Raw genomic sequence first — 22,303 nt, 5'->3', positions numbered from 1 at the left:
GCACCTGCTGCGGATTCGCAGTGTCGGCCCGGCGGGTCCCGTTCATCGCTCGCGCAGGCCGCTCACGGCGCCATCGCCGTCTTCAAGGCCGCCAGACACAGCGCGTTCTCCGCTTCGGTGCCAACCGAAATGCGCAGCCATTGCGGCAGTCCATAGACGCCCACCGGCCGCACGATCACGCCCTGGCGCAAGAGCCGGGTATTGATCGCGGCGGCATCGCCCACCTGAACGAGCACGAAATTCCCTCGCGAACGCAAGTACGGCAGCCCCAACGTGTCGAGCCCCGCATACCACTGCGCGAGCCCGCGCTCGTTCGCAACGCGGCTGCGCGCGAGGAATGCCTCGTCGTCGAGCGCGGCCACGGCCGCACGTTCGGCCTGCTCCGTCACCACGAAGGCCGGGCGAATGCGGTTGAGCAACGCGGCGAGCGGTGCCTGAGCGACGCCGTAGCCCACGCGCAGCCCCGCCAGCCCATAGGCCTTGGAAAAAGTGCGCGTCACGATCAGGTTCGGAAAGCGGCGCACCCATGCGAGGCTGTCGTAGTGGTCGGCGTCGGGCAGATACTCGTAATACGCTTCGTCGAGCAAAACCGGCACGTCGCGCGGCACGCGGGCGATGAAGTGCTCGAGCGCCGCGCCCGGCACGAACGAGCCCGTGGGGTTGCCGGGATTGGCGAGATAGACGAGTGCCGTGTCGCTGTCGATCGCATCGAGCATGGCCTCCAGATCGCAGCCATGCTCGTGCGCCGCCACAACCTTGTGCTGCGCGCCAGTGCGCTGCACGGCGTTGACGAATGCCTGGAACGAGTACTGCGCGTAGAGCGCGTGACGGCCGGGTTCGAGAAACGCGGTCGCGGCGAGCCCCAGCACGCACTCCGAGCCATTGCCCAGCACCAGCCAGTTGGCCGGCACATCGAGCTTGCGCGATAGCGCTTGAACGAGCGCGTGGCAGTCATTGTCGGGATAGCGCGCGGCTCCGTGTGCAGCCTGGGCGAGCGCGGCCCGTGCGGCCTCGCTCATGCCGAGCGGATTCTCATTCGACGCGAGCTTGACGATTGCGTCGGGATCCACGCCAATTTCGCGCGCGAGTGCGTCGATCGGCTTGCCTGGCAGATAAGGTCTGGACTCCAGAATGTGTGCCGGCAGTCGCAGCGTCAAGTCGTGGGTATCAGTCATGGGTACAGCCTCCCTGGATGGCCTTCAATTCAAAAAATTCCTCGACGCCGTAGCGCCCGTTTTCACGTCCAATGCCCGATTGCCGGTAGCCGCCGAACGGCGCGGCAAGGTTCTGCGGCGCGCCATTGACTACGACCTGGCCCGTGCGCAAGCGCCGCGCAACGGTCAGCGCGCGCGCGGCATCGGCACTCCAGACGCCGCCCGACAAGCCATACGGCGTGCCGTTGGCGATGGCCACGGCCTCGTCTTCGTCGTCGTAGCCCATGACCGCCAGCACAGGGCCGAAGACCTCCTCGCGCGCGAGCGTCATCTGCGCCGTGACGTCGGAGAACACGGTCGGACGCACGAAATACCCGCGCGTGTGGCCTTCCGGCCAGCCGGGACCGCCCGCCACGAGCCGCGCCCCTTCGGCCAGCGCCGTTTCGATATGACGTTGCACCGTTTCGAACTGGCGCGCGTTCGCAACCGGCCCGAGCCGCGTCTCGGGATTCGATGGATCGCCCACCGTCCAGCCTTGCGCATGCTTCGCGCACCAGGCCTCGGCTTCGGCCAGCCTCGCGCGCGGCACGAGCAGCCGCGTTTGCGCGGCGCAGATCTGGCCGCTGTTCGTGAAGCATTGGCGCAGCACGGTCTGCACGGCATCGTCAAGCGGCGCATCGTCGAGCAGGATCGTCGCCGATTTGCCGCCCAGCTCCAGCGCGACCTTTTTCACGGTATCGGCCGCCGCGCGCGCGACGGCGCGCCCGCCCGCCACGGAGCCCGTGAAGCTCACCATGTCGACATCGGGGTGCGCCGCGAGCGCCGCGCCCGTGCGCGGTCCGTCGCCCCAGACGAGATTGAATACGCCCGGGGGCAGGCCGGCCTCATGCACGATCCTCGCGAAACGCCGGGCCGCCAGCGGGGCAAGCTCGCTCGGCTTGAGCACGACGGTGCAGCCGGCCGCGAGCGCCGCCCCCACCTTGGCGACGATCTGATGCAGCGGAAAATTCCACGGCGTGATCGCCGCCACCACGCCCGCCGGCTCGCGCACGACGAGCGAATGCGCGACGCGCGTTTCGAGGCGCATTTCGCCAATCGCCTCGATCGCGAGTTCGAGATTGCGCAGGGGCATGGGCACCTGCATCTGGCGCGACACCCAGAGCGGCGCGCCGATCTCCATCGCGAGATCGGCGGCGAACGCCTCGGCCTCGCGCGCCATCGCGTCGCGCACCCGGCCCAATGCCGCGCACCGCTCGGCAACGGGCGTGGCGCTCCAGCCGTCGAACGCGCGCCGCGCGGCGGCAACGGCCAGGTCCACAGCCGCTGCGCCGCAGACGGCAACGGAGGCGAATTGGTGTTCGGTGCACGGGTCGAATGCCGCGAGCGTCGTGTCTGCGTCCACCGGCAACCAGCGGCCGTCGCAATAGAACGTGTCGATCTTTTCCACGGCGCCTCCTCACGCGGCCTTGGCGGGTTCGCCGAGCGGATTCGGCGGCGCCTCGCGGCCCGCGAGCTTGAGCGGCGCCTTCAGGCGGAACAGGTGCCAGGGGCTCGGCATTTCGCCGACCTGCGCTTCGATGACCACCGGCGCGCGCGCCGCGATCGCGTTGCGCACGGCACCCTCCAGCTCGGCGGGATTGCACACACGCTCGAAGTCCAGGTCGAAGGCCGCGGCGAGCCGGTCGAAATGCGGATTGCAAAGCTCGACCGCGATGTTCTCGCCGAACGTCTGCTTCTGGATCGTGCGCACGTTGCCGAAATGGCCGTCGTTGAACACGACCGTGACGAGCCCCATGCCGTACTTGCGCGCGGTTGCGAGCTCCTGCATGTTCCAGCCGAAGCCGCCGTCGCCGTTGATGCTGACTACCGCGCGCCCGGGATTGCCCGCCGCCGCGCCGAGCGCCGTCGCGAAGCCATAGCCGAGCGTGCCCTGATAGCCCGGCGTGACGAAGGTGCCGGGCTGGTAGACCGGATACATCAGTCGTGCGAAGTACCCCACCTGCGTGAGCTCGTTCACGAGAATGCCGTCGTCGGGAATCGCGTTGCGCAGCGCGCGCGTGTAGGCGCTTTGCGGCTCGATCTCGTCGGCCTGGCGCTGCGCCCATGCGCGCACCACGTCGAGATCGGCGGGCGGCACGCGGCGCGCGTCGCTCAAGGCATCGCAGAGCGCATCGAGACCGAGCCGCGCGTCGCCGGCAATGCCGAGACCCGGCGCACGCGGCGCCGACCAGTCAGCGGCATCGGCGTTCAGGTAGATATAGCGGATGCCGGCAGCGGGCCACGAAGGCGCAGGCTGCATGATGTCGAGAAAGCGGCTCCCCACCACCAGCACGACATCGGCATGCGCAAATACGGCGCGGCCGCCGAGCGTGTTCAACGCGAGCGGATGCCGGCTCGACAGCGCCCCTTGCGCGTTGTCGTCGAGCACCACGGGCGCCTGCAGCTTCTCCGCGCAGCGGCGCAGCGCATCGCTCGCGCCGGCCGCCAGCACGCCGCCGCCCGCGTAGATCACGGGAAAGCGTGCGCCTTCGAGTAGCGCCGCCGCCTTCTCGATCGCGGCCGGATCGGGCCGCACGCGGCCCGCATCGTCCTCGCCGGCAGGCGGGTCGATCAAGGCAATGTCGGCGCTCGCGCTGAGCAGGTCGTGCGAGATCTCGATGCCCACCGGGCGCGGCCGGCCGCTGCGCAATTGCTTGACCGCTTCGCGCACGAGTGCGGGAATCGACTGCGGGGTGGCTGCGCTGCCCTGCCACTTCGTCACGCTCGCGAGCACCTGGGTCTGGTTCGGGATTTCATGCAGGAGTCCGTAACCGCGCCCCACGCCGCTCGAATGAATATTGCCGCTGATCGCCAATACGCGCGAGTTGCAGGCATACGCCGTGGAAAGGCCGGCCATCGCGTTGAGCAGCCCCGGACCGGGCACGACCATGCTCACGCCGATGCGCCCCGTGGTGCGCGCGTAGCCATCGGCCATGTAGGCGGTCGCCTGCTCATGGCGCGGCACCCAGTAGCGGATTCGCTCGCTCTGCTGGCGCAGCGCCTCCACCGCCCAGTCGAGCTGCACGCCCGGGATGCCGAAAATATCGGTGACGCCTTCGCGCACCAGTTGCTGTACGAGCGCTTGCCCGCCTGTCATGTTCATGATGGTGTTCCTTTCGAATTTCGAAGAATGAGTGAGCGCACGGCTCAGTTGTGCAGCGGCGTGTCCGTCGCGCACTGCGGCGCGCGCGTCCCGCCCGAAAGCTTCAAAGCAGCGGCGAGGCCCAGCGCCGCGCCGAAGATCACATACCAGGCGGGCGCCATCCGGTCGCCGGTCGTGACGATCAGCCAGGTCACGATCAGCGGCGTGAAGCCGCCGAAAATCGTGGTGGAGACGTTGTAGCTGACCGCGAGACCACTCGAGCGCCCGTGGATCGGAAACATCTCGGCGAGCGCGGTGGAGAGCGGCCCGAGCACGGCCGCGCCCAGCACGCCGAAGATCAGCTCGATCATGAGCAGCGTGGCCAGCGTGGGCGACGCCTGTAGCCAGGCGAAGCACGGCCATGCGGCAAGCAGGCTGCCGACGAACCCCCACGCGAGCACGCTCCTGCGCCCGGTCCGGTCGGAGAGCGCGCCGAACGCCGGGCACGCGAGGATCCGCACCACGCCCGACAACGCGATCACGACGAACGGCGTGCCCGCGGACATATGCAGGTAGTTCACCGCATACGTCGGCATATAGATGTTGAAGATGAACTGCATGATGGTCGTGCCCGCCACCAGCGCGGCGGCAATCGTCATCTCGCGCCAGTAGCCGCTCAACAGTTTTCCAAACGACAGCTTGCTGCCCGATTCCATCGTTTTCCTGAATACCTCGGGCTCATCGACGCGATGGCGGATATAGAGCCCCACCGGACCGATCAGCAGTCCGAACAGGAACGGCAAGCGCCAGCCCCACGATTCGAGCTGCGCGGGCGTGAGGCCCTGCGTGATCAGCACGCCCGCAAGCGACGCGAGCACGCCGGCCACGGCCTGCGCAAACATCTGGAAGCTGCCGAACAAGCCCTTCTGGTGCGCGGGTGCGTATTCGATCAACATCGACGTCGCGCTGCCGAATTCGCCACCCGCCGAGATGCCTTGCAGCACGCGTGCGAGCACCATGATGATCGTCGCGGCCACGCCGGCCTGCGAGTAAGTGGGCGCAAAGCCGATCAGCGCGGTGGCCACCGTCATCATCACGATCACGAGCAGCAGGGCCGCCTTGCGCCCGACACGGTCCGCATAGATGCCGAGCACGATGCCGCCCACCGGGCGCGCGACGAACGACACGCCGAACGTCGCCGCCGTGAGCAGCGTGGCCGACATGCCCGCCCCCGCCGGAAAGAAGTGGCGCGAAATCACGCCCATCAAATAACCGAAGGCGATGAAGTCGTACCACTCCAGCACGTTGCCAACCGTCGACGCGAAAATCACGCGTCGGTATTTGAGCAATTCCTGCATGTCTCCAATCTCCATTGAGTGTTTTTATGAAAAAGCTCGCTGGTGGATGCGGCACATCCTCGTCTATCGCGGGATTGGCCGTAGCCGAAACGTGGCTGAATCGTGTCACGCAGGAGATAACCCGGGAAGCCGAAATTGGCTATCATGTTCGCCTTTGGCGATCACCGGGTTCCCGGCAGGTCGCTTAAGATCGCGGCCAACATGATGCAAGCCCGGCGGAGCGAGACATGACACTGCAGCAGTTGCGCGATTTCGCGTCGATCGTGAGCCATGGCGGCGTACGCGCGGCAGCGCGCGCGCTGGGCGTATCGCAGGCGGGGCTGACCAAGAGCGTGGCGAAGCTGGAGGCCTCGGTGCAGGCGGAGCTGTTCGTGCGCACCTCGCACGGCGTGGCGCTCACCACCTTCGGCGAGCGCCTGCTCGAGCACGCGGCCATCATCCTGCGCGAGTGCGATCGCGCGGAAGCCGGCATGAACCAGTTGCGGGGCGATGAAGGCGGCGAAGTCGATATCGGCGTGTCGCCGGCGCCATCGATTCACCTCGTGCCAGCCGTGCTGCCCGAATTTCGCCGCCGCTATCCGCGCGGAAGGCTGCACGTCACGCACGGGCTCTCGCATTCGTTGCTGCCGGCCGTGCGCTCGGGCCAGCTCGACATCGCGATCACGCCGGTGCCCGAGCCCTTCGACGCGACCGGCCTGCACACGATTCCGCTCTTTCCGACCGAGCCGTCCATCGTCGGCCGGCGCGGCCACCCGCGCGCGCACTGCCGCTCGATCCGGGAGCTGGCCGACTGCGAATGGATCGTCACCGGCGTGGCGGACAGCCTGGGCGCGCCCGGCAGCAGCATCGTCGACCTGTTCGCCGAAGCGGGGCTGGGCCGCCCCAATATCGCCGTGGTCTGCGACTCGCTGTTCGACACGCTTTCATTGATCACGCGGACCGACCTGCTCGCGCCCCTGCCGCAAACCGTGCTCACGCACAGCCTGATGCGCGACGGCCTCGCGCGCATTCCCATCGTGGAGCCGCAAAAGATCTACACGATCTGTATCGTGCATCGCGCGAGCCCGCCGCTCTCGCCTATCGCGGCGGCGCTCACCTCCATGCTCGTGTCGTATGCGAAGATCGGCCGGGGCGTGATGGGCGCGTGATGTGCAGGTAGCGCGAACGTGAGAGCGACTTGGACTAATGCGGGTTTGTGGCGCGGGTTGTGACGCGCGCGCCTCACGCGACGTCCGTCACACGTCGTCTTCAGGCGCCACGCCGCCGCTTTTCTCGATCTCGCGCTGCGTCAGTTCCTCCGCGCGTTGCTCGAGACGCGTGAGCAGCGCGTCGAGCACGCCGGCTTCCTCGTCGCTCAGGCAGTCTATGAATTCCACGTTGTACTTCTGCCCGCCCGCTCGCGCGCGCTCGTAGGCCACCTTGCCCGCCTCGGTGAGCGTCAGGACCGTGATGCGCTTGTTAGTCGGCAGCCGCGAGTTGGCGATCAGCCCGCGCTTGACGAGCTGGGCGACGCAGCGGCTCGCCACCACCGTGTCGAGCGACGCGAGCTCGGCGAGGCGCGTGAGGTTCAGATCCGGATACCGTCCGACGAAAGCGAGGATGCGCCAGTCGCGCCGGCTGATGCCGATCTCGCGGCGGAACATCAAGCCCACGCCTTGCGTGGCGAGCCGGGCGAGATTGTGAATCCGGTACAGCAGGAATTCCTCGATATGCGCGGGGTGCTTCAACGCGGGCGGGTCGGCCGCTGGGGGCGCGGGGGAAGCGGGTTTCGGGCGCGGCACGGTCGGATCGGACTGGATAAAAGCGAACGAAAGCGGATGAAAGCGGAGTGATTCGCCATTATGCCTGCCGCCGCTACGCAGTGCGGCAAGCCCCGGACGTGCGCGCCATTGTGCACCTGCACACACGTTTGACTAGGTCAATCGTCGGTCTGCTCCCTACTATCGGGCCATGGCGGCAATCGCTGCAAGCGCGGCAGATCGCACCGCTCCCCTACCAACGGCAGCACCACCCGCATCAGAACCGGCATCCAGCATGACATCGACCCGAAACGTTCTCTTCATCATGTGCGACCAGTTGCGGCGCGATCATCTCGGCTGCTATGGGCATCCGTACCTGCGCACACGCAACATCGATACGCTGGCCGCGCGCGGCGTGCGCTTCGACAACGCATTCGTGACCTCAGGCGTATGCGGCCCGTCGCGCATGTCCTATTACACGGGGCGCACGATGACGAGCCACGGCGCGAACTGGAATCGCGTGCCGATGTCGCTCGGCGAACTCACGCTCGGTGAATACCTGATGCGCCACGGCCGCACGCTCGCGCTCGCCGGCAAGACCCACGTGCAAGTGGACGCGCAAGGCATGGAGCGCCTCGAGATCGCCCGCGCGAGCGCGCTGGGCCAGCGGCTCTCGACCGGCTCTTTCATCGAGCTGGACCGCTACGACGGTCATCACGAGCCCGGCAGCGAGAGCGGCTACCCGGCCTTCCTGCGCCGCCACGGCTATGTGAGCGACAAGCCGTGGAGCGATTTCGTGATTGGCGTGGAAGACGAAAGTGGCGCCGTGCATTCCGGATGGAAAATGCGCAACGTGCGCTGGCCGTCGCGCGTGGCCGAGCCGCATTCGGAAACCGCGTACATGACCGATCAGGCGATTCGCTATATCGAGCAGCAGGGCGACCAGCCGTGGGCGCTGCACCTCTCGTATGTGAAGCCGCACTGGCCCTATGTGGCGCCGCGCCCATACCACGACCTCTATTCGCTCGACCAGTGCCTGCCGCTCAAGCGGCAACGCAGCGAGCACGACGAGGCGCACCCGGTGGTGGCCGCCTACCGCCAGCACGAGGAAAGCCTCAATTTCTCGCGCGAAGAAGTGTCGAACACCGTGCGGCCCGTCTACCAGGGCCTGATCCAGCAGATCGACGACCACCTCGGCCGGCTGTGGGAGACGCTGGAGCGCCTCGGCCGCTGGCAGGACACGCTGATCGTCTTCACGGCCGACCATGGCGATTTTCTCGGCGACCATTGGCTCGGCGAAAAGGAGATGTTCTACGACACCGTGCAGCGCGTGCCGATGATCGTGTACGACCCGTCGCCGCGAGCCGACGCCACACGCGGCACGGCGGAAACGCGCTTCATGTCGGGCATCGACGTCGTGCCGACCATACTCGATGCGCTGGACCTGCCCGCCTATGACGAGCGCGTGGAAGGCGCCTCGGTGCTGGCGCTCACGCGCGGCGATGCGGACAAGGCCGAAGGCTGGCGCGACTATGTCGTTTCCGAGCTCGATTACAGCTACCGTGGCGCACGCCTCACGCTGGGCCGCAGCCCCGACGCCTGCCGTGGCTGGATGGTGCGCGACTCGCGCTGGAAATACGTCTACTGGCAAGGCTTCCGGCCGCAGCTCTTCGACCTGGCGGCGGACCCCGACGAGTACATCGACCTTGGCGCCGATGCGAGCCATGAGCCGATACGTGTGCGTATGCACGCGCGGCTCGCCGAGTGGCACGGCACGCTCAAGCAGCGCGTGACAGTCGACCATGCGGGCGTGGAGAGCAAGACCGACAATCACAAGCAATGGGGCGTGTTCTTCGGCGAGTGGTGAGCGCCGCGGACTCGAGCCGCCTCGCGACAACAAATAAAACCGCGCGATAAAACCGCGGATAAGACCGGCCAGCCTCGAAGCCAGTCGGACGCAAAGGAGACACCATGCACAACCCATCGGCCACGCAGCACGACGAGGCCACGTTCCGGAAGATCACGCGCCGCATCGTGCCCTTCCTGTTCATCTGCTACGTCGTGAACTTCATCGATCGCGTGAACATCGGCTTTGCGAAGCTGCAGTTCCTGCAGGACCTGAAGCTCAACGACGCCATCTTCGGCATCGCCGCGGGGATGTTCTTCATCGGCTATGTGGTGTTCGAAGTGCCCAGCAACCTGCTGCTCGCGCGCATAGGCGTGCGCAAGACGCTCTTGCGCATCATGGTGCTGTGGGGCAGCCTGACCGTGCTGCTGATGTTCGTGCATAACGCCACCTCGCTCTACGTGCTGCGCTTTTTGCTGGGCGCGGCCGAAGCGGGTTTCTTTCCCGGCATCGTGCTGTATCTGACCTACTGGTTTCCCGATAGCCGGCGCGGGCGCATCATGAGCCTCTTCATCATGGCGGTGCCGCTCGCCGGTGTGATAGGCGGCCCCATGTCGGGCGCGATCATGAGCCATCTGCACGACGCAATGGGCCTGCGCGGCTGGCAATGGCTGTTCCTGATCGAAGGCGTGCCCGCCATTGTGCTCGGCGTGATGGCCATGCTCTACCTCGACAACCGCCCCGCCGATTCGCACTGGCTCTCGAGCGCCGAGAAACAGCACGTGGAGGCCGCGCTCGAAGCGGACCGCCAGCGCCGCCGCGCACACTCAGCGTCGCCCGCACACCTGCGCGAGGTGCTGCGCAATCCGCGTATCCATGTGCTCTCGGCCATCTACTTCTGCATCTTCATGGGGCTGAACGCGATTGGCTTCTGGATTCCCACGCTGCTGCGCCAGGTGGGCGTGCATGAAGTGCGCGACGTCGGCTGGCTGAGCGGCGCGATCTCGGTGTGCACGGCCATCGGCATCGCCCTGATCGGCCGCAGCTCCGATCGACGCATGGAGCGCCGCTGGCATGTGGCCGCCTGCGGCTTCATCGTCTCCGCCAGCTTCCTGCTGCTGCCGTTCGCAGCGCATAGCGTGACGCTCACCGTCGTGCTGCTCATGGCCGCGTCGGTCTGCATCTATGCGACGCTCAGCATCTTCTGGACGATTCCCACGGCGTGGCTCGACGGCGGCGCCGCCGCGGGCGGCATCGCCGTGATTACCGCAATCGGGGCGCTTGGCGGTGCGGTGAGTCCGTCGCTGGTTGGCTTGCTCAAGACGTATACCGGCAGCCTCTATGCGGGGCTCGTGGTGATCGCGGTGCTGCTCGCGGCGGGCATGGTCATGCTGTTGTGCACCGTCCCCGCGCCACGAAGCGAAGCGAGGCAGGCAGCGCCACAAGCAGCCGTCAAATGAGGCCGTCTGAGGCGTAATTCATACGGTCAATTATTCCCGGGCAGGATCGGGCGCGGTCGAGCCGGGCAAGCGTGCACCCCACAGCGCAGGGCACGGCAACACGATGGCCCGCCTGCCCGCTCCCCAATTGGCGTTCATCGGCCCACATCGGCGTGCTCGTCGGGTCCGTCCTGGCGCTTGAGGGTGGGTGCGAAAAGGGTGCTGCGAGGAATCCAGACCTGGCGGAACTGCTCGAGCTCGCGCTCCTCCGCGAAGACCTGCATCGACGGCTTGACGAGATCGTGCCGCGAGACCACGCCGAGCAGGCGCAGGGTCTTTTCATCGTCCACGACAGGCACGCGCTCGAGGCCTGAGATAGCGAGCCGCGCCGCCACGTTCCTGCACGTCTCGCCAGGCAAGGCGATCTCGGGCCGGGTCTTCGCGAAAGCCGAGCCGATCGGCATCCCGGCTTTGCCGAGTGGAATCGGGTCGAGCAGCGCGCGGTCCACCATGCCCAGCAGCACGCCATCCCTCAGCACCGGATAGGCACGAAACTTCTGGTCCTTGCCGAAATAGTCGTTCAACACGCTGGTGATCGTTGTGTCCGCATCGATCGTCACGACCGTACGCGTCATGACCTCCTCCACATAATGGCGCTCGAGCGGATCGATGCTGTATTCGCGGAAAATATGATAACCGCGCCGGGCGATCTTCTCGGTCAGGATCGAGCGGCGCATGAACATGACAGTGAAGCCGTAGGCCACGGCGGCGGCCGCGAGCAGCGGCAGCAAGGCATTGACATCGTCGGTCAGCTCGAAGGCGAATACCGCGGCCATCACGGGCGCGCGCATCATGCCGCCGAGCGCGGCCGCCATGAAGACGAGCGGCCACAGCGCAGGGTCGCCGCCGGGCATGTACGGGCCGACGATTGCGCCCACGCCCGCGCCCATCATCAGCAACGGCGCGAGCACGCCGCCCGAAGTCCCCGAGGCCAGCGCGATGACCCAGATGATGGCCTTGACGACCACGATGCCAATCACGACGTGCAAGACGAGGTGGTTCTGCAGCAGGTCGCCGATCACGTCGTAGCCCACCCCGAGCGTGCGCGGCTGGAAATAGCCGCCGATGCCCACGGCAATGGCGCCCAGCGCGGGCCACCACATCCAGTGAATGGGGAGCTTGCCGAACAGGTCCTCCACCTTATAGAGCGAGGTGGACAGGCCCCACGACAACGCGCCGGCAATCAGCCCGGCAATGGCCGCCGCCACGATGCCGATCGGGCCGATGGGCAACGTCTGCAGCGGAAACAGCGGGCCGCTGCCGAGAAACAGCGGCCGCGTGAAGCCCGCCACGACGCAGGCGATGGCCACCGGCAGCAGGCTGCGGGGACGCAGCTCGAACAGCAGCAGCTCGATGGCGAGCAGCACGGCGGCCACGGGCGTGCCGAACACGGCGGTCATGCCGGCCACGGCGCCCGCCACCAGCAGCGCCTTTCTTTCGGCGCTCGAGAGATGGAAGAACTGCGCGATGAGCGAGCCGATCGCGCCGCCCGTCATGATGATCGGACCTTCGGCCCCGAACGGCCCGCCGCTGCCAATGGCGATGGCCGAGGCGAGCGGCTTGAGCACGGCCACCTTCGGCGACATCTTGCTCTTGCCGAACAGAATCGCCTCGATGGCTTCGGGAATGCCGTGGCCGCGAATCTGCTCCGAGCCGAAGCGCGCGATCAGGCCCACCAGCAGCCCGCCAATCACGGGGGCGGCCACCACGAGCCAGCCGAGCGTGTTCTGGGCCGGAGAATGATTCGCCGTGGAGAGCGTCTGGAAGAAAAACAGGTTCGTGAAGAAGCGGATGAGGTGCAGCAGAAAGTCCGCGGCGACGGTGCTCAGTGCGCCGCCCACGGCAGCGATGGCGCTGATGCGCAGAAGCCGGACATCGGTTGCGAAATCGCCCTTGTGCTCGCTGTGCTCGCTCATGATCCCCCCTGGCGGGCACCGGGTGGTCGGCGGTGCTCACGCGACATTTATATCACAACGTGATGCAACGAGCCGGATTCATCCGCTGAATTCACCGGCCGTCAATGCGCGCTCGTCACCCCGCCGCTCACTTGCGCGGGCCGTAGCCCTTGAACTTCTCGATGACTTCGTCCATCTGCGCGTCCGACAACAGCGGCGGCTCGCCAATCTGGCACGCGAGCAGATATTGCTTCGCCAGCACCTCGACCTCGTTGGCGAGCCACAGCGCCCGCTCCAGATCGCGCCCCAGCGCGATGACACCGTGATGCGCGAGCAGGCAGGCGAGCCGCTCGTGCAGCGCTTCGAGCGCGTGATCCGAGAGCGCCTGACTGCCGAAGGTCGCGTAAGGCGCGCAGCGAATGGAGTTTCCGCCGGCCGCGGCCACCATGTAGTGATGTGCGGGAATGCCGCGGCCGTGGATTGCAAGCGCCGTCGCCGCATTCGAATGCGTATGGACGACAGCGTTCACGTCGGGCCGCGCATGCAGGATGTCGCGATGAAAGCGCCACTCCGAAGAAGGACGCCGCGCCTCGAAGAGCGGGTCGTCCTCGCGCACGTCGAGCGGCATCCAGACGATGCGCTCGCGCGTGAGCGCCGCGCATGGCACGCCGCTCGGTGTAATCAGGAGTCCGTCATGCCAGCGCGCGCTCACGTTGCCCGAGGTGCCCTGATTGATGCCGAGGCGCTCCATGTCGCGCGCGGTATCGACGATCTGCTGCCGCAGCCCGGCCTCGGCGCGGGCATCGCGTGCGCGCGCCGCGGTCTCACCCGCGCGGCGCTCTGCGCCCTCTCCACTCGCGCCGCTCATACGGCCGCTCCCGCGGCGAACAGCGCCGCCAGATTGTCTTCGAACGGCGCGCGCACGATACCCAACTCCGTCACGATGCCCGTGACGAGCGCGTGCGGCGTCACGTCGAAGGCCGGATTGCGCACCTTGATGCCCTCGGGTGCGGTGCGCCGGCCCGCGAACTGCGCGACCTCGTCGGCGCCGCGCTCCTCGATCACGATGTCCGCGCCGCGCGCGGTGCGCAGATCGAGCGTGGACGATGGGCACGCCACGTAGAACGGGATGCAGAAATGCTTCGCCGCGATCGCCACGCCGAGCGTGCCGATCTTGTTCGCGACGTCGCCGTTCGCGGCCACGCGGTCGGTGCCCACGATCACGAGATCGATGAGCCCCTGCGCCATGAGCGTGGGCGCCATGCTGTCCGTGATCAGCGTGACGTCGAGCCCGGCCTGCTGCAGCTCGTATGCCGTCAGCCGCGCGCCTTGCAGGAGCGGCCGCGTCTCGTCGGCATAGACACGAAACGGCACGCCATCGCGATGCGCGCAATAAAGCGGTGCGGTAGCGGTGCCGATGCCCGTTGTCGCGAGCGCGCCAGCGTTGCAGTGCGTGAGCACGCCGCTGCCCGCCTTGATCAGCGCACGTCCGTGTTCGCCGATCCTCGCGCATAGTTCGACATCCTCACGATGAATGCGCGTTGCCTCGGCCACCAGTGCCTCGTAGATCTCCGCACCCGTGCGGGCCCCGATGCCACGCGCGTGCGCGAGCATGCGCTCGAGCGCCCAGCGCAAATTCACCGCCGTCGGCCGCGCGCTGTCCAGATGCGCGGCGTGCTGCTCGAGGCGCGCGAGGAATGCGTCGCGCGGCGCCTGCCGCTCGGGCTGCATCGCCACGCACAGCCCATAGGCCGCTGCGACGCCAATCGCCGGCGCGCCGCGCACGCGCAGCTCGTGTATCGCACGCCAGACCGCCTCGACGCTATCGGTCGCCTCGATCACGCACTCGAGCGGCAGGCGCGTCTGGTCGAGCAGATAAAGGGTCTCGTCGCGCCACTCGAGAGTGGGCGGAAGATTCGATGTGTGCGGCTGCAACGCCATACGTTCTCCGTGAATGCCGGTACGCCGGACCATGCCGCATGTGCGGCGAATTGTTCGTGCCTGTCTCGTGATCGTGTCGTTCACGCCGGCCGGCTCACGCTTCCACCGGTTGCGCGAGCACCTGAGCCGCCAGCGCCGTGACAGCCCCGATCGAAGCCAGTTCGCGCCGCTGCACGAGCAGCGCCTCGGCAAGCCGCAGGCAGCGCACTTCCACTAGTGCGCGCACGGTTTCGTCCTTGATGCCGGTGATCTCCGCGACCTTCGCCATGCCGACGATGCGACGGATCATCTTGCAGCCCGCGAAGCCGAGCGTGTCCGCCAGCAGCCGCCGCACGAAGTCTTCGCGAAACGCCTCGGCGGCGCGCGTGTCGGCCGGGCCCCCGATATACGCGCGGCCCGTCTCACGCTCGTGCATGCGCCACAGCCCCGCGAACTTCTCCGCAAAGCCGTGCCATACCTGCGCGACCTGCTCGAGCAGCCAGCGCTGATAGACGGCGGGATCACGGCCCGCCACGCGGTCGTGCCAGTCTCGCGCATAGCAGGCCAGCAGCAGGTTCGCGATGAACGCGCCCGGGTCGAATCCCATCGGCCCATAGAACGCGAACTCGGGATCGATCACATAGGTCTCGCGCTCGTTCGCCATGATCGAGCCCGTATGCAGATCGCCGTGCACGAGCGTTTCCGCATGGTTCATGAAGGCCCACTTCATCTCGCCCACGGCGCGGCGCAGCGGCTCGTGCGTGCGCAGCCGCTCGACCGCCGCGGCCGGCAGCGCAGGACTATACACGTTCGAAGGGTCGTCTTCGAACGGAAACGTGAAGACGAGATCCTCGGTGATCCGGCACAACTCGCTGTTGATGTCGCCGCCCACGGCCGCCTTCTTCGCGTCGGGCGCGAGATACAGGTCGGAGCCATGAAACAGCGTGCGCGCGAGAAACGTGGAGACGTGATCGGCCAGATGCGGATAGACGATGCCGTCGATGAGCCCCTGGCGCAGCACGCGATGCGAGTCGAGACGCTGCATCACGATGAGGAACTTCTCGCTGTCGGCGTGATAGACGCGCGGCACATGCTGCGGGCACAGCGCGCCGAAGCGGCGCAACGCGGCCACTTCACGCTCCATGCGCTCGCGCGGCAAGGGCCAGCCCTCGCCCACGAGCCGCAGGAACGGCGGCGCCTGCTTGACGACCACGCTGCGCTGCGGGTCGCGCGCGCTGCTCACGTAATAGACATAGTTCAAGTTGCCGTCGCCCACTTCGACGACCTGCAATTCGCTGTCGTCGCCTAGCCGTGCGTGGACGGCTGGAATACCCCTCAGGTATGCCGCCAGTTCGGAAGAGCTGAAAGCCTCGAAGCGCATGGGTTTTCCTGTGCGGAAAGGGGACGCTGGGAATGGGGTCGCCTGGGCTTGAGCGCTCGCTCGCGCGAGCGTTGCCAAAAGCCAATGCTGGATGCGCCCGCTCATCGACTGATCGACGCCCAGACGCATGGGCTCCCTGGGTAGCCGCGTTGGGTATCAACCGCGTTGGGCGTCAATTTACATCAGACGTCTGATGTTAACGACCAATGGTTTTCCCTTGAAGGCGGGGCCACATCGAGGATTTTCAATCTGTCCCTCTCGCCGGCGGAACGTCTTGCGGCGAGAGGGACATCGCACGGCGTATGCGTGCTGCTTACACAACCTTAGGCGCTGGCGGCCATGCGCACCGGCGAGCGGTACGCGCGCAGCAGTTGCTCGCGCTTGCTGGCCGCGGCCCGGACGTTGTTCTCCTTGACGTGGCCGAAACCGCGAATGTCGTCGGGAATGCCTGCCAGCTTGAGCGCCGTGGGGAGGCGATCGGCATCGAGCGTCGCGCAGAACTCGTCGACGAGCGCGACGTAGTCGGCAATCAACTGGCGCTCGCCGCGCCGCTCGGCCGTGCGGCCGAACACGTCCAGCGCCGTGCCGCGCAGTCCCTTCATGCGGGCGAGCGCACGCAGAGCCGGGAGCACCCAGGGACCGAACCGGCGCTTCTGCATGTGGCCTTGTTCATCGCGTTTTGCGAGCAACGGCGGCGCGAGGTAGAAGCTCAGCTTGTAATCGCGGCCCGGTTCGCCCTCGAACTGCTCGCGCAGCTTCGCGAGGTAGGCGGGATCGGCGTACAGGCGGGCGACTTCGTACTCGTCCTTGTAGGCCATGAGCTTCGCGAGATTCACGGCGACCGAGCGCGTGAGCGGCAGCTTCGCATTGCTGGTGGCCAGCATTTCCTTCTCGCGGATACGGTCGATCACGCCGCGATAGCGTTGCGCATAGGCCGCGTTCTGGTACGCGGTCAACAAGGCTTCGCGCGAGGCGATCACGGCGTCGAGCGACTCGGGCATGCGCATCACGATCGCCTGTGCCGCCGGCTTGGCGTGCGCCTTCACAGCGGCATCGCCGTGCTGCGCCACATGACGGCCCCAGTTGAACGCGAGGCGATTCTTCTCGACCGCCACGCCGTTCAGCTCGATCGCCCGCAGCAGGCTCGTGAGCTGCAGCGGCAGCCAGCCCTTCTGCCATGCAAAGCCCAGCAGCAGCGGGTTGCTGTAAATCGTGTCGCCGAGCAGCGTCAGCGCGAGCGCGTTGGCGTCGATAAACTCGCAGCCGTCGCCGATGCTATCGCGCAGGCCCGCTTCCGTTTGCGCGCCGGGGAACGCCCATTTCGGATTTCGCACGAAGTCCGCAGTGGGCGTCGCGCCGCTATTGACCGCGGCCACCGTCACGCCGTGCTGCGTACGCGAGAGCACGTCGTTCGATGCCGTCACCACCACGTCGCAGCCGATCACGAGGCGCGCCTCGCCCGTGGCGATGCGCGTTGCATGCAGCGCGCTGGGCGCGGATGCGATCTGCACGTGGCTGAGCACGGCGCCGCCCTTCTGCGCGAGGCCCGCCATGTCGAGCACGGTCACGCCCTTGCGCTCGATATGCGCGGCCATGCCGATCAGCCCGCCGATGGTCACCACACCCGTGCCGCCCACGCCCGTGACGAGAATGCCATAGGGGCGAGCGAGCGCAGGCAGCGTGGGCGCCGGCAGCGCGTCGAAATCGGGCGCGGCGGCACTACGTGCGGCCTGCGGCTTGCGCAGTTGCGCGCCTTCGGCCGTCACGAAGCTCGGGCAAAAGCCCTTCACGCACGAGAAGTCCTTGTTGCACGACGACTGATTGATCTTGCGCTTGGTGCCGAGCGGCGTCTCGAGCGGCTCGACGGACAGGCAGTTCGACTGCACCGAGCAGTCGCCGCAGCCTTCGCAGACCGCGTCGTTGATGAAGGCGCGGCGTGCCGGATCGGGATAGGTGCCGCGCTTGCGGCGGCGGCGCTTCTCGGTGGCGCAGGTCTGGTCGTAGACCAGCACGGTCGTGCCGGGCACTTCACGCAGCATGCGCTGCACGGCGTCCAGCTCGTCGCGGTGATGAATCTTCACGTCCGTGGGCAGCACGACGCGCGAATCGTATTTCTCCGGCTCGTCCGTGACGATGACGATGCGCTTCGCACCTTCGGCGTGAACCTGATGCACGATCTGCGGCACGGTCAGCACGCCGTCGATAGGCTGCCCGCCCGTCATCGCGACGGCATCGTTATAAAGAATCTTGTACGTGATGTTGGCATTCGCCGCGATAGCCGCGCGAATGGCCAGCAATCCGGAATGGAAATAGGTGCCGTCGCCGAGATTCGCGAAAACGTGCTTGTCGCCGGCGAAGTGCATCTGCCCGATCCACGTCACGCCCTCGCCGCCCATCTGGCTGAAGGTCTCGGTCTTGCGGTCCATCCAGATCGACATGTAGTGGCAGCCAATGCCCGCGAGCGCGCGCGAGCCCTCGGGCACGTTGGTCGAGGTATTGTGCGGGCAGCCCGAGCAGAACCACGGCTTGCGCTCGACGCTCACCTGGGGCTTCGCCGCCTCGCGCTCCTTGGCCTCGATGATCGCGACGCGCGCAAGCATGCGAGCGCGCACGTCTTCAGGCAGGTCCGCGCGGGCGAGGCGCCGCGCGATGGCCTTGGCGATCAGCGCGGGCGATAGCTCGTAATGCGCGGGCAACAGCCAGCTGCCGCGCGGCACCGACCATTCGCCGCCTTCGTTGTCGCGTTCGTCGAACTTGCCGTAGATCTTGGGGCGCACGTCCTCGCGCCAGTTGTACAGCTCTTCCTTCAACGCGTATTCGAGGATCTGGCGCTTTTCCTCGACCACGAGGATCTCTTCCAGGCCAGTCGCGAACGCGCGTGCGTCCTGCGCATCGAGCGGCCACACGCAGCCCACCTTCATGACGCGCAAGCCGATCTGCGCACACGTTGCGTCGTCGAGGCCGAGGTCGCTGAGCGCCTGGCGCACGTCGAGATAGGCCTTGCCCGCCGTCATGATGCCAAAGCGCGGCGCCGGCGAATCGATCACCACGCGGTTGAGCTTGTTGGCGCGCACGTAGGCGAGCGCCGCATACCATTTCTCGTCCAGCAGGCGGGCTTCCTGCACGAGCGGCGTGTCGGGCCAGCGGATATTTAGGCCGCCCGCCGGCATCGCGTAGTCGTCCGGCGTGACGATCTCCACGCGCTCGGGATCGAGGTCGATCGACGCCGTGGATTCGATCACGTCGGTCACGCACTTCATGGCCACCCAGAGGCCCGAGTAGCGGCTCATTGCCCAGCCGTGCAGACCGTAGTCGATGTACTCCTGCACGTTGGAGGGATACAGCACCGGAATGCCCGCCGCGATGAACGCGTGCTCGGACTGATGCGCGACCGTGGACGACTTCGCCGCGTGATCGTCGCCCGCGAGCACGAGCACGCCGCCGTGGGCGGCGCTGCCGGCCGAATTCGCGTGCTTGAACACGTCGCCGGTGCGGTCGACGCCGGGCCCCTTGCCGTACCACATGCCGAATACGCCGTCGCGCGTCGCGCCCGGCCACAGATTGACCTGCTGCGAGCCCCAGACGGCGGTGGCCGCGAGATCCTCGTTCACGCCCGGCTGGAACACGATGTCGTTCTCGTGCAGATGCTTCTTGGCTTTCCACAGCGACTGATCGAGCGCACCCAGCGGCGAGCCGCGATAGCCGGAAATGAAGCCGGCGGTGTTCAGGCCCGCCTTGCGGTCGCGTGCCTTCTGCAGCATCGGCAAGCGCACCAGCGCCTGGGTGCCGCTGATATAAACACGCCCGCGTTCGAGCGTGTACTTGTCGTCGAGCGAAACCGGGGTGGCCGGCGTATCGGTCGTCATATCGTATGCAACGGGGTCGCGCGCATTCATGGGGTATGTCTCCGCTGGATAATCGTTTTCCGGCGAGTATAGAAAGCCGTATTCGTATCGTAAAATCACAAATAGGCAACTCTGATATGCGAAAAACAGATGGCATTCGATCTCACGCTGCGGCAGCTCCGCTACTTCGTGGCGGCGGCGCAAACGGGCCAGTTCTCGATGGCGGCGGCCAACGAGCATGTCTCTCAATCGGCCATCACCAACGCCGTGCTCGCGCTCGAAAGCGGGCTCGACACGCGCCTGTTCGAACGCCTGCCGCATGGCGTCGTGCTCACGCCGGACGGCCAGGATTTTTATAATCACGCCCGCCGCGTGCTGGACGCCGCGCGTGATGCGGTGCACAAACCGCCATTCCGGGCGCACGACATGCGCGGGACGGTGCGCATTGCCGCGACCTATACGGTGCTCGGTTATTTCCTGCCCGAATTGCTCGCGCGCTTTCGCGCGACCTACCCGTTCGTGGATTTCGACCTGCAGGACCGCGAGCGCCCCGATATCGAAAAAGCGGTCCTGAACGGCGAGGTGGAGATAGGCGTGGTGCTGCTATCGAACGTCGAGCGCCTGAGCCGCTTCGGCAGCCACGTGCTCAACCGCTCGCGGCGGCAGTTGTGGGTGGCACCCACGCATCCGCTCGCGCGCATCGACGCGCCGTCGCTCAAGGACATCGCCGCGCATCCCTACATTCTGATTACAGTCGATGAGGCCGAGCAGTCGACGCTGCGCTACTGGAAGAAGAAAAGCGTGAAGCCGAATATCGCGTTCCGCACCTCGTCGATGGAAGCGTTGCGCGGGCTCGTCGCGCATGGCTTTGGCGTGACGGTGCTCTCGGACATGGTGTTCCGGCCGTGGTCGCTAGAAGGCAAGCGTATCGAGGCGCGGCCCGTGCTCGATGCGATTCCGCATATGGAGGCCGGCATGATCTGGCAGAAGGACGCGCAGATGAGCGGGCCTGCAGCGGCGTTGCAGCAGTTTCTGATTCATGCGTGCGGGGCGTGAGATGCTGCCGGGAATCCGCAGAAGTTGCGAAACTAATGCGAAATGCTTTCGAGCGATTGACCGAGCGTGCGCGGGCCCATGAGGCCGATCGCGACGATAACGAGCGCCATTGCGCCGGCAATGAAAACGAACACGCCCGTCACACCGAATTCCTTGAGCATGAACGCGATCACGAACGAGCTGAATACGGCCGAGAGGCGGCTCCAGGAATAGACGAATCCCACGGCTCGCGCACGGATCGCGGTTGGGAAAAGCTCCTGCTGATACGTGTGGTAGGTAAACGAAATAATGTTGCCGGCTAGCGTGAGCAGCACGCCGAGCGTCACGATCGCAACCGCCGATGCGACCTGACTGAAGAGCAGCCCGCTGACGATATTCACCGCCGCCATGAAGACGATCACATGCTTGCGCTCGAAGCGGTCCGCGATCCAGTAGCCGAGCAGCGGCCCGAGTGGCGCGGCAAGACCGATCACGGTGGTGTAAAGCAGGCTCGAGGTGACCGTGATGCCCTGCTTGACGAGCAGCGTCGGCACCCAGTTCGCAAAACCAAAGAAGCCGATGGTCTGAAAAATGTGAAAGACCACGAGCATGATGGTCCGTTTGCGATAAGGCGGCTTCCACATGTCGGCGAACCCTGCCTCGTGCGCCACCGGCTCGGCGCGGCCGGGCACGGGCAAGGGCTTGCCGTACTGGCGCGCGACCTCGCCTTCGAGACGGCTGAGGACGGCGTCGGCCTCCTCCAGGCGGTCCTTGCCTGCCAGCCAGCGCGGGCTCTCGGGCAGATTGCGCCGGAAATACCAAACGAACAGCGCGCTCACGCCGCCCAGCAGCACGACCCATCGCCAGCCGTCGACCCCGTACGGCGTGCGCGGCACCAGCAGATACGAGAGATATGCCACCACGGGCACGGCCGAAAAGCCGATCGTCTGGCAAACCGCGAAGGCCCGCCCGCGCAGGTGCCTCGGTGCGAGTTCGGAAAGGTAGGTGCCGATCGTCACCAGCTCGACGCCAATACCCATGCCCGACACGAAGCGCCAGAAGTTCAGGCCGCCCGCCGTGTCCTGGAAGGCCATCACGGTATTGGCCGCCACATACCAGAGCAAAGACCACGTGAAGATGACCCGGCGGCCGAAGCGGTCGGCGAGAAAACCGCATGCAATCGTGCCGAGAAAAAGGCCGCCGAAGAGCGCCGCAATGAAGCTCGCCACGCCCGAGGTGCCGAACAGGCCCGTCGTCGTGGCCGTGAGGATGCCGCCCTTCACGAGCCCCGGCGCCACGTAGCCCGTGAACAGCAGGTCATAAAGCTCGAAAAAGAATCCGAGACTCAGCAGCAGGATCAGCTTCCATATCGCGCGGGTCGCGGGCAGCCGGTCGAGCCGCGCGGAAATCGCGCCCTTGCTGGCGTCCATAACGGCGTCGGCTGGCGTCGCCAGGTCGGTGGCGCGCAGATGCGCAGCGCCCTCCAGAATGGCCATGCTTGTCTCCTGAT

The 22,303-nt window shown here is 66.6% G+C and carries 15 protein-coding genes; 4 read left to right on the top strand and 11 right to left on the bottom strand.

Annotated features, from left to right (window positions below):
- Positions 1 to 62 precede the first annotated feature (62 nt).
- The 4 genes from hisC to BO1_RS53000 are packed head-to-tail and all read right to left on the bottom strand — an operon-like array spanning position 63 to position 5,633.
- Complete coding sequence (gene hisC / locus BO1_RS27930; protein WP_043286806.1) at positions 63 to 1,175, bottom strand: histidinol-phosphate transaminase; 1,113 nt, start codon at positions 1,173 to 1,175, stop codon at positions 63 to 65.
- Positions 1,168 to 2,601, bottom strand: coding sequence for an aldehyde dehydrogenase family protein (locus tag BO1_RS27925; protein WP_028220376.1), 1,434 nt, complete (start codon positions 2,599 to 2,601; stop codon positions 1,168 to 1,170). Before BO1_RS27925 ends, hisC begins: the two co-directional genes overlap by 8 nt.
- A 9-nt stretch (positions 2,602 to 2,610) precedes the next feature.
- Positions 2,611 to 4,296 carry a thiamine pyrophosphate-dependent enzyme gene (locus BO1_RS27920; protein ID WP_028220375.1) on the bottom strand — a complete coding sequence of 562 codons (1,686 nt, stop codon included), beginning with the start codon at positions 4,294 to 4,296 and terminating at the stop codon, positions 2,611 to 2,613.
- A 44-nt stretch (positions 4,297 to 4,340) separates the two neighbouring features.
- The gene (locus BO1_RS53000; RefSeq protein ID WP_063744719.1) at positions 4,341 to 5,633 is read right to left on the bottom strand and encodes an MFS transporter; all 1,293 of its coding nucleotides are present in this window, start codon (positions 5,631 to 5,633) and stop codon (positions 4,341 to 4,343) included.
- Positions 5,634 to 5,860: 227 nt separating this feature from the next.
- On the opposite strand from BO1_RS53000, the gene BO1_RS27905 reads away from it, so the two are divergent.
- The gene (locus tag BO1_RS27905) at positions 5,861 to 6,781 is read left to right on the top strand and encodes a LysR substrate-binding domain-containing protein (protein ID WP_028220374.1); all 921 of its coding nucleotides are present in this window, start codon (positions 5,861 to 5,863) and stop codon (positions 6,779 to 6,781) included.
- 87 nt (positions 6,782 to 6,868) lie between these two features.
- Here the strand turns inward: BO1_RS27905 and BO1_RS52995 are convergent, their stop codons facing one another.
- Positions 6,869 to 7,414 (bottom strand): MarR family winged helix-turn-helix transcriptional regulator, encoded by a 546-nt coding sequence (locus tag BO1_RS52995; RefSeq protein WP_245643916.1) that lies wholly within the window; start codon positions 7,412 to 7,414, stop codon positions 6,869 to 6,871.
- A gap of 253 nt (positions 7,415 to 7,667) precedes the next feature.
- Here BO1_RS52995 and BO1_RS27895 point away from each other — a divergent pair, with 253 nt between their 5' ends.
- The gene (locus tag BO1_RS27895; protein ID WP_028220373.1) at positions 7,668 to 9,239 is read left to right on the top strand and encodes a sulfatase-like hydrolase/transferase; all 1,572 of its coding nucleotides are present in this window, start codon (positions 7,668 to 7,670) and stop codon (positions 9,237 to 9,239) included.
- Between the two features lie 104 nt (positions 9,240 to 9,343).
- Positions 9,344 to 10,678 carry an MFS transporter gene (locus BO1_RS27890; RefSeq protein ID WP_028220372.1) on the top strand — a complete coding sequence of 445 codons (1,335 nt, stop codon included), beginning with the start codon at positions 9,344 to 9,346 and terminating at the stop codon, positions 10,676 to 10,678.
- Positions 10,679 to 10,812: 134 nt separating this feature from the next.
- Here the strand turns inward: BO1_RS27890 and BO1_RS27885 are convergent, their stop codons facing one another.
- The 5 genes from BO1_RS27885 to BO1_RS27865 form a co-directional block, all read right to left on the bottom strand.
- Positions 10,813 to 12,633 (bottom strand): chloride channel protein, encoded by a 1,821-nt coding sequence (locus tag BO1_RS27885; protein ID WP_028220371.1) that lies wholly within the window; start codon positions 12,631 to 12,633, stop codon positions 10,813 to 10,815.
- Positions 12,634 to 12,760: 127 nt separating this feature from the next.
- Positions 12,761 to 13,480 (bottom strand): L-fuculose-phosphate aldolase, encoded by a 720-nt coding sequence (locus BO1_RS27880; protein ID WP_084688226.1) that lies wholly within the window; start codon positions 13,478 to 13,480, stop codon positions 12,761 to 12,763.
- Positions 13,477 to 14,553 carry an S-methyl-5-thioribose-1-phosphate isomerase gene (gene mtnA / locus BO1_RS27875; RefSeq protein ID WP_028220369.1) on the bottom strand — a complete coding sequence of 359 codons (1,077 nt, stop codon included), beginning with the start codon at positions 14,551 to 14,553 and terminating at the stop codon, positions 13,477 to 13,479. The genes BO1_RS27880 and mtnA overlap by 4 nt, the downstream gene beginning before the upstream one ends.
- A gap of 94 nt (positions 14,554 to 14,647) precedes the next feature.
- A complete protein-coding gene (gene mtnK / locus BO1_RS27870) occupies positions 14,648 to 15,913 on the bottom strand; it encodes an S-methyl-5-thioribose kinase (RefSeq protein WP_028220368.1) in 1,266 nt (421 codons plus the stop codon).
- Between the two features lie 323 nt (positions 15,914 to 16,236).
- Positions 16,237 to 19,809, bottom strand: a complete 3,573-nt coding sequence (locus BO1_RS27865; protein WP_028220367.1) for an indolepyruvate ferredoxin oxidoreductase family protein — start codon at positions 19,807 to 19,809, stop codon at positions 16,237 to 16,239.
- 99 nt (positions 19,810 to 19,908) lie between these two features.
- Between BO1_RS27865 and BO1_RS27860 the strand changes: the two genes are divergently transcribed.
- Positions 19,909 to 20,814, top strand: coding sequence for a LysR family transcriptional regulator (locus BO1_RS27860; protein ID WP_028220366.1), 906 nt, complete (start codon positions 19,909 to 19,911; stop codon positions 20,812 to 20,814).
- 32 nt (positions 20,815 to 20,846) lie between these two features.
- On the opposite strand, the gene BO1_RS27855 is transcribed toward BO1_RS27860, so the two are convergent.
- The gene (locus tag BO1_RS27855; protein ID WP_028220365.1) at positions 20,847 to 22,289 is read right to left on the bottom strand and encodes an MFS transporter; all 1,443 of its coding nucleotides are present in this window, start codon (positions 22,287 to 22,289) and stop codon (positions 20,847 to 20,849) included.
- Positions 22,290 to 22,303: the final 14 nt, after the last annotated feature.

Source organism: Paraburkholderia oxyphila NBRC 105797 (genome assembly GCF_000685075.1).
Taxonomy (GTDB): Bacteria; Pseudomonadota; Gammaproteobacteria; order Burkholderiales; family Burkholderiaceae; genus Paraburkholderia; species Paraburkholderia oxyphila.
The sequence above is the reverse complement of the archived record's forward strand: the minus strand, read 5'-3'. Positions and strand labels throughout refer to the sequence as shown.

What these genes read in the sequence shown, in the direction of transcription:
- hisC (WP_043286806.1), bottom strand. Translation starts at nt 1,175, where the DNA reads ATGACTGATACCCACGACTTGACGCTGCGACTGCCGGCACACATTCTG.
- BO1_RS27920 (WP_028220375.1), bottom strand. Translation starts at nt 4,296, where the DNA reads ATGAACATGACAGGCGGGCAAGCGCTCGTACAGCAACTGGTGCGCGAA.
- BO1_RS53000 (WP_063744719.1), bottom strand. Translation starts at nt 5,633, where the DNA reads ATGCAGGAATTGCTCAAATACCGACGCGTGATTTTCGCGTCGACGGTT.
- BO1_RS27905 (WP_028220374.1), top strand. Translation starts at nt 5,861, where the DNA reads ATGACACTGCAGCAGTTGCGCGATTTCGCGTCGATCGTGAGCCATGGC.
- BO1_RS27895 (WP_028220373.1), top strand. Translation starts at nt 7,668, where the DNA reads ATGACATCGACCCGAAACGTTCTCTTCATCATGTGCGACCAGTTGCGG.
- BO1_RS27890 (WP_028220372.1), top strand. Translation starts at nt 9,344, where the DNA reads ATGCACAACCCATCGGCCACGCAGCACGACGAGGCCACGTTCCGGAAG.
- BO1_RS27885 (WP_028220371.1), bottom strand. Translation starts at nt 12,633, where the DNA reads ATGAGCGAGCACAGCGAGCACAAGGGCGATTTCGCAACCGATGTCCGG.
- BO1_RS27880 (WP_084688226.1), bottom strand. Translation starts at nt 13,480, where the DNA reads ATGAGCGGCGCGAGTGGAGAGGGCGCAGAGCGCCGCGCGGGTGAGACC.
- mtnA (WP_028220369.1), bottom strand. Translation starts at nt 14,553, where the DNA reads ATGGCGTTGCAGCCGCACACATCGAATCTTCCGCCCACTCTCGAGTGG.
- mtnK (WP_028220368.1), bottom strand. Translation starts at nt 15,913, where the DNA reads ATGCGCTTCGAGGCTTTCAGCTCTTCCGAACTGGCGGCATACCTGAGG.
- BO1_RS27865 (WP_028220367.1), bottom strand. Translation starts at nt 19,809, where the DNA reads ATGAATGCGCGCGACCCCGTTGCATACGATATGACGACCGATACGCCG.
- BO1_RS27860 (WP_028220366.1), top strand. Translation starts at nt 19,909, where the DNA reads ATGGCATTCGATCTCACGCTGCGGCAGCTCCGCTACTTCGTGGCGGCG.
- BO1_RS27855 (WP_028220365.1), bottom strand. Translation starts at nt 22,289, where the DNA reads ATGGCCATTCTGGAGGGCGCTGCGCATCTGCGCGCCACCGACCTGGCG.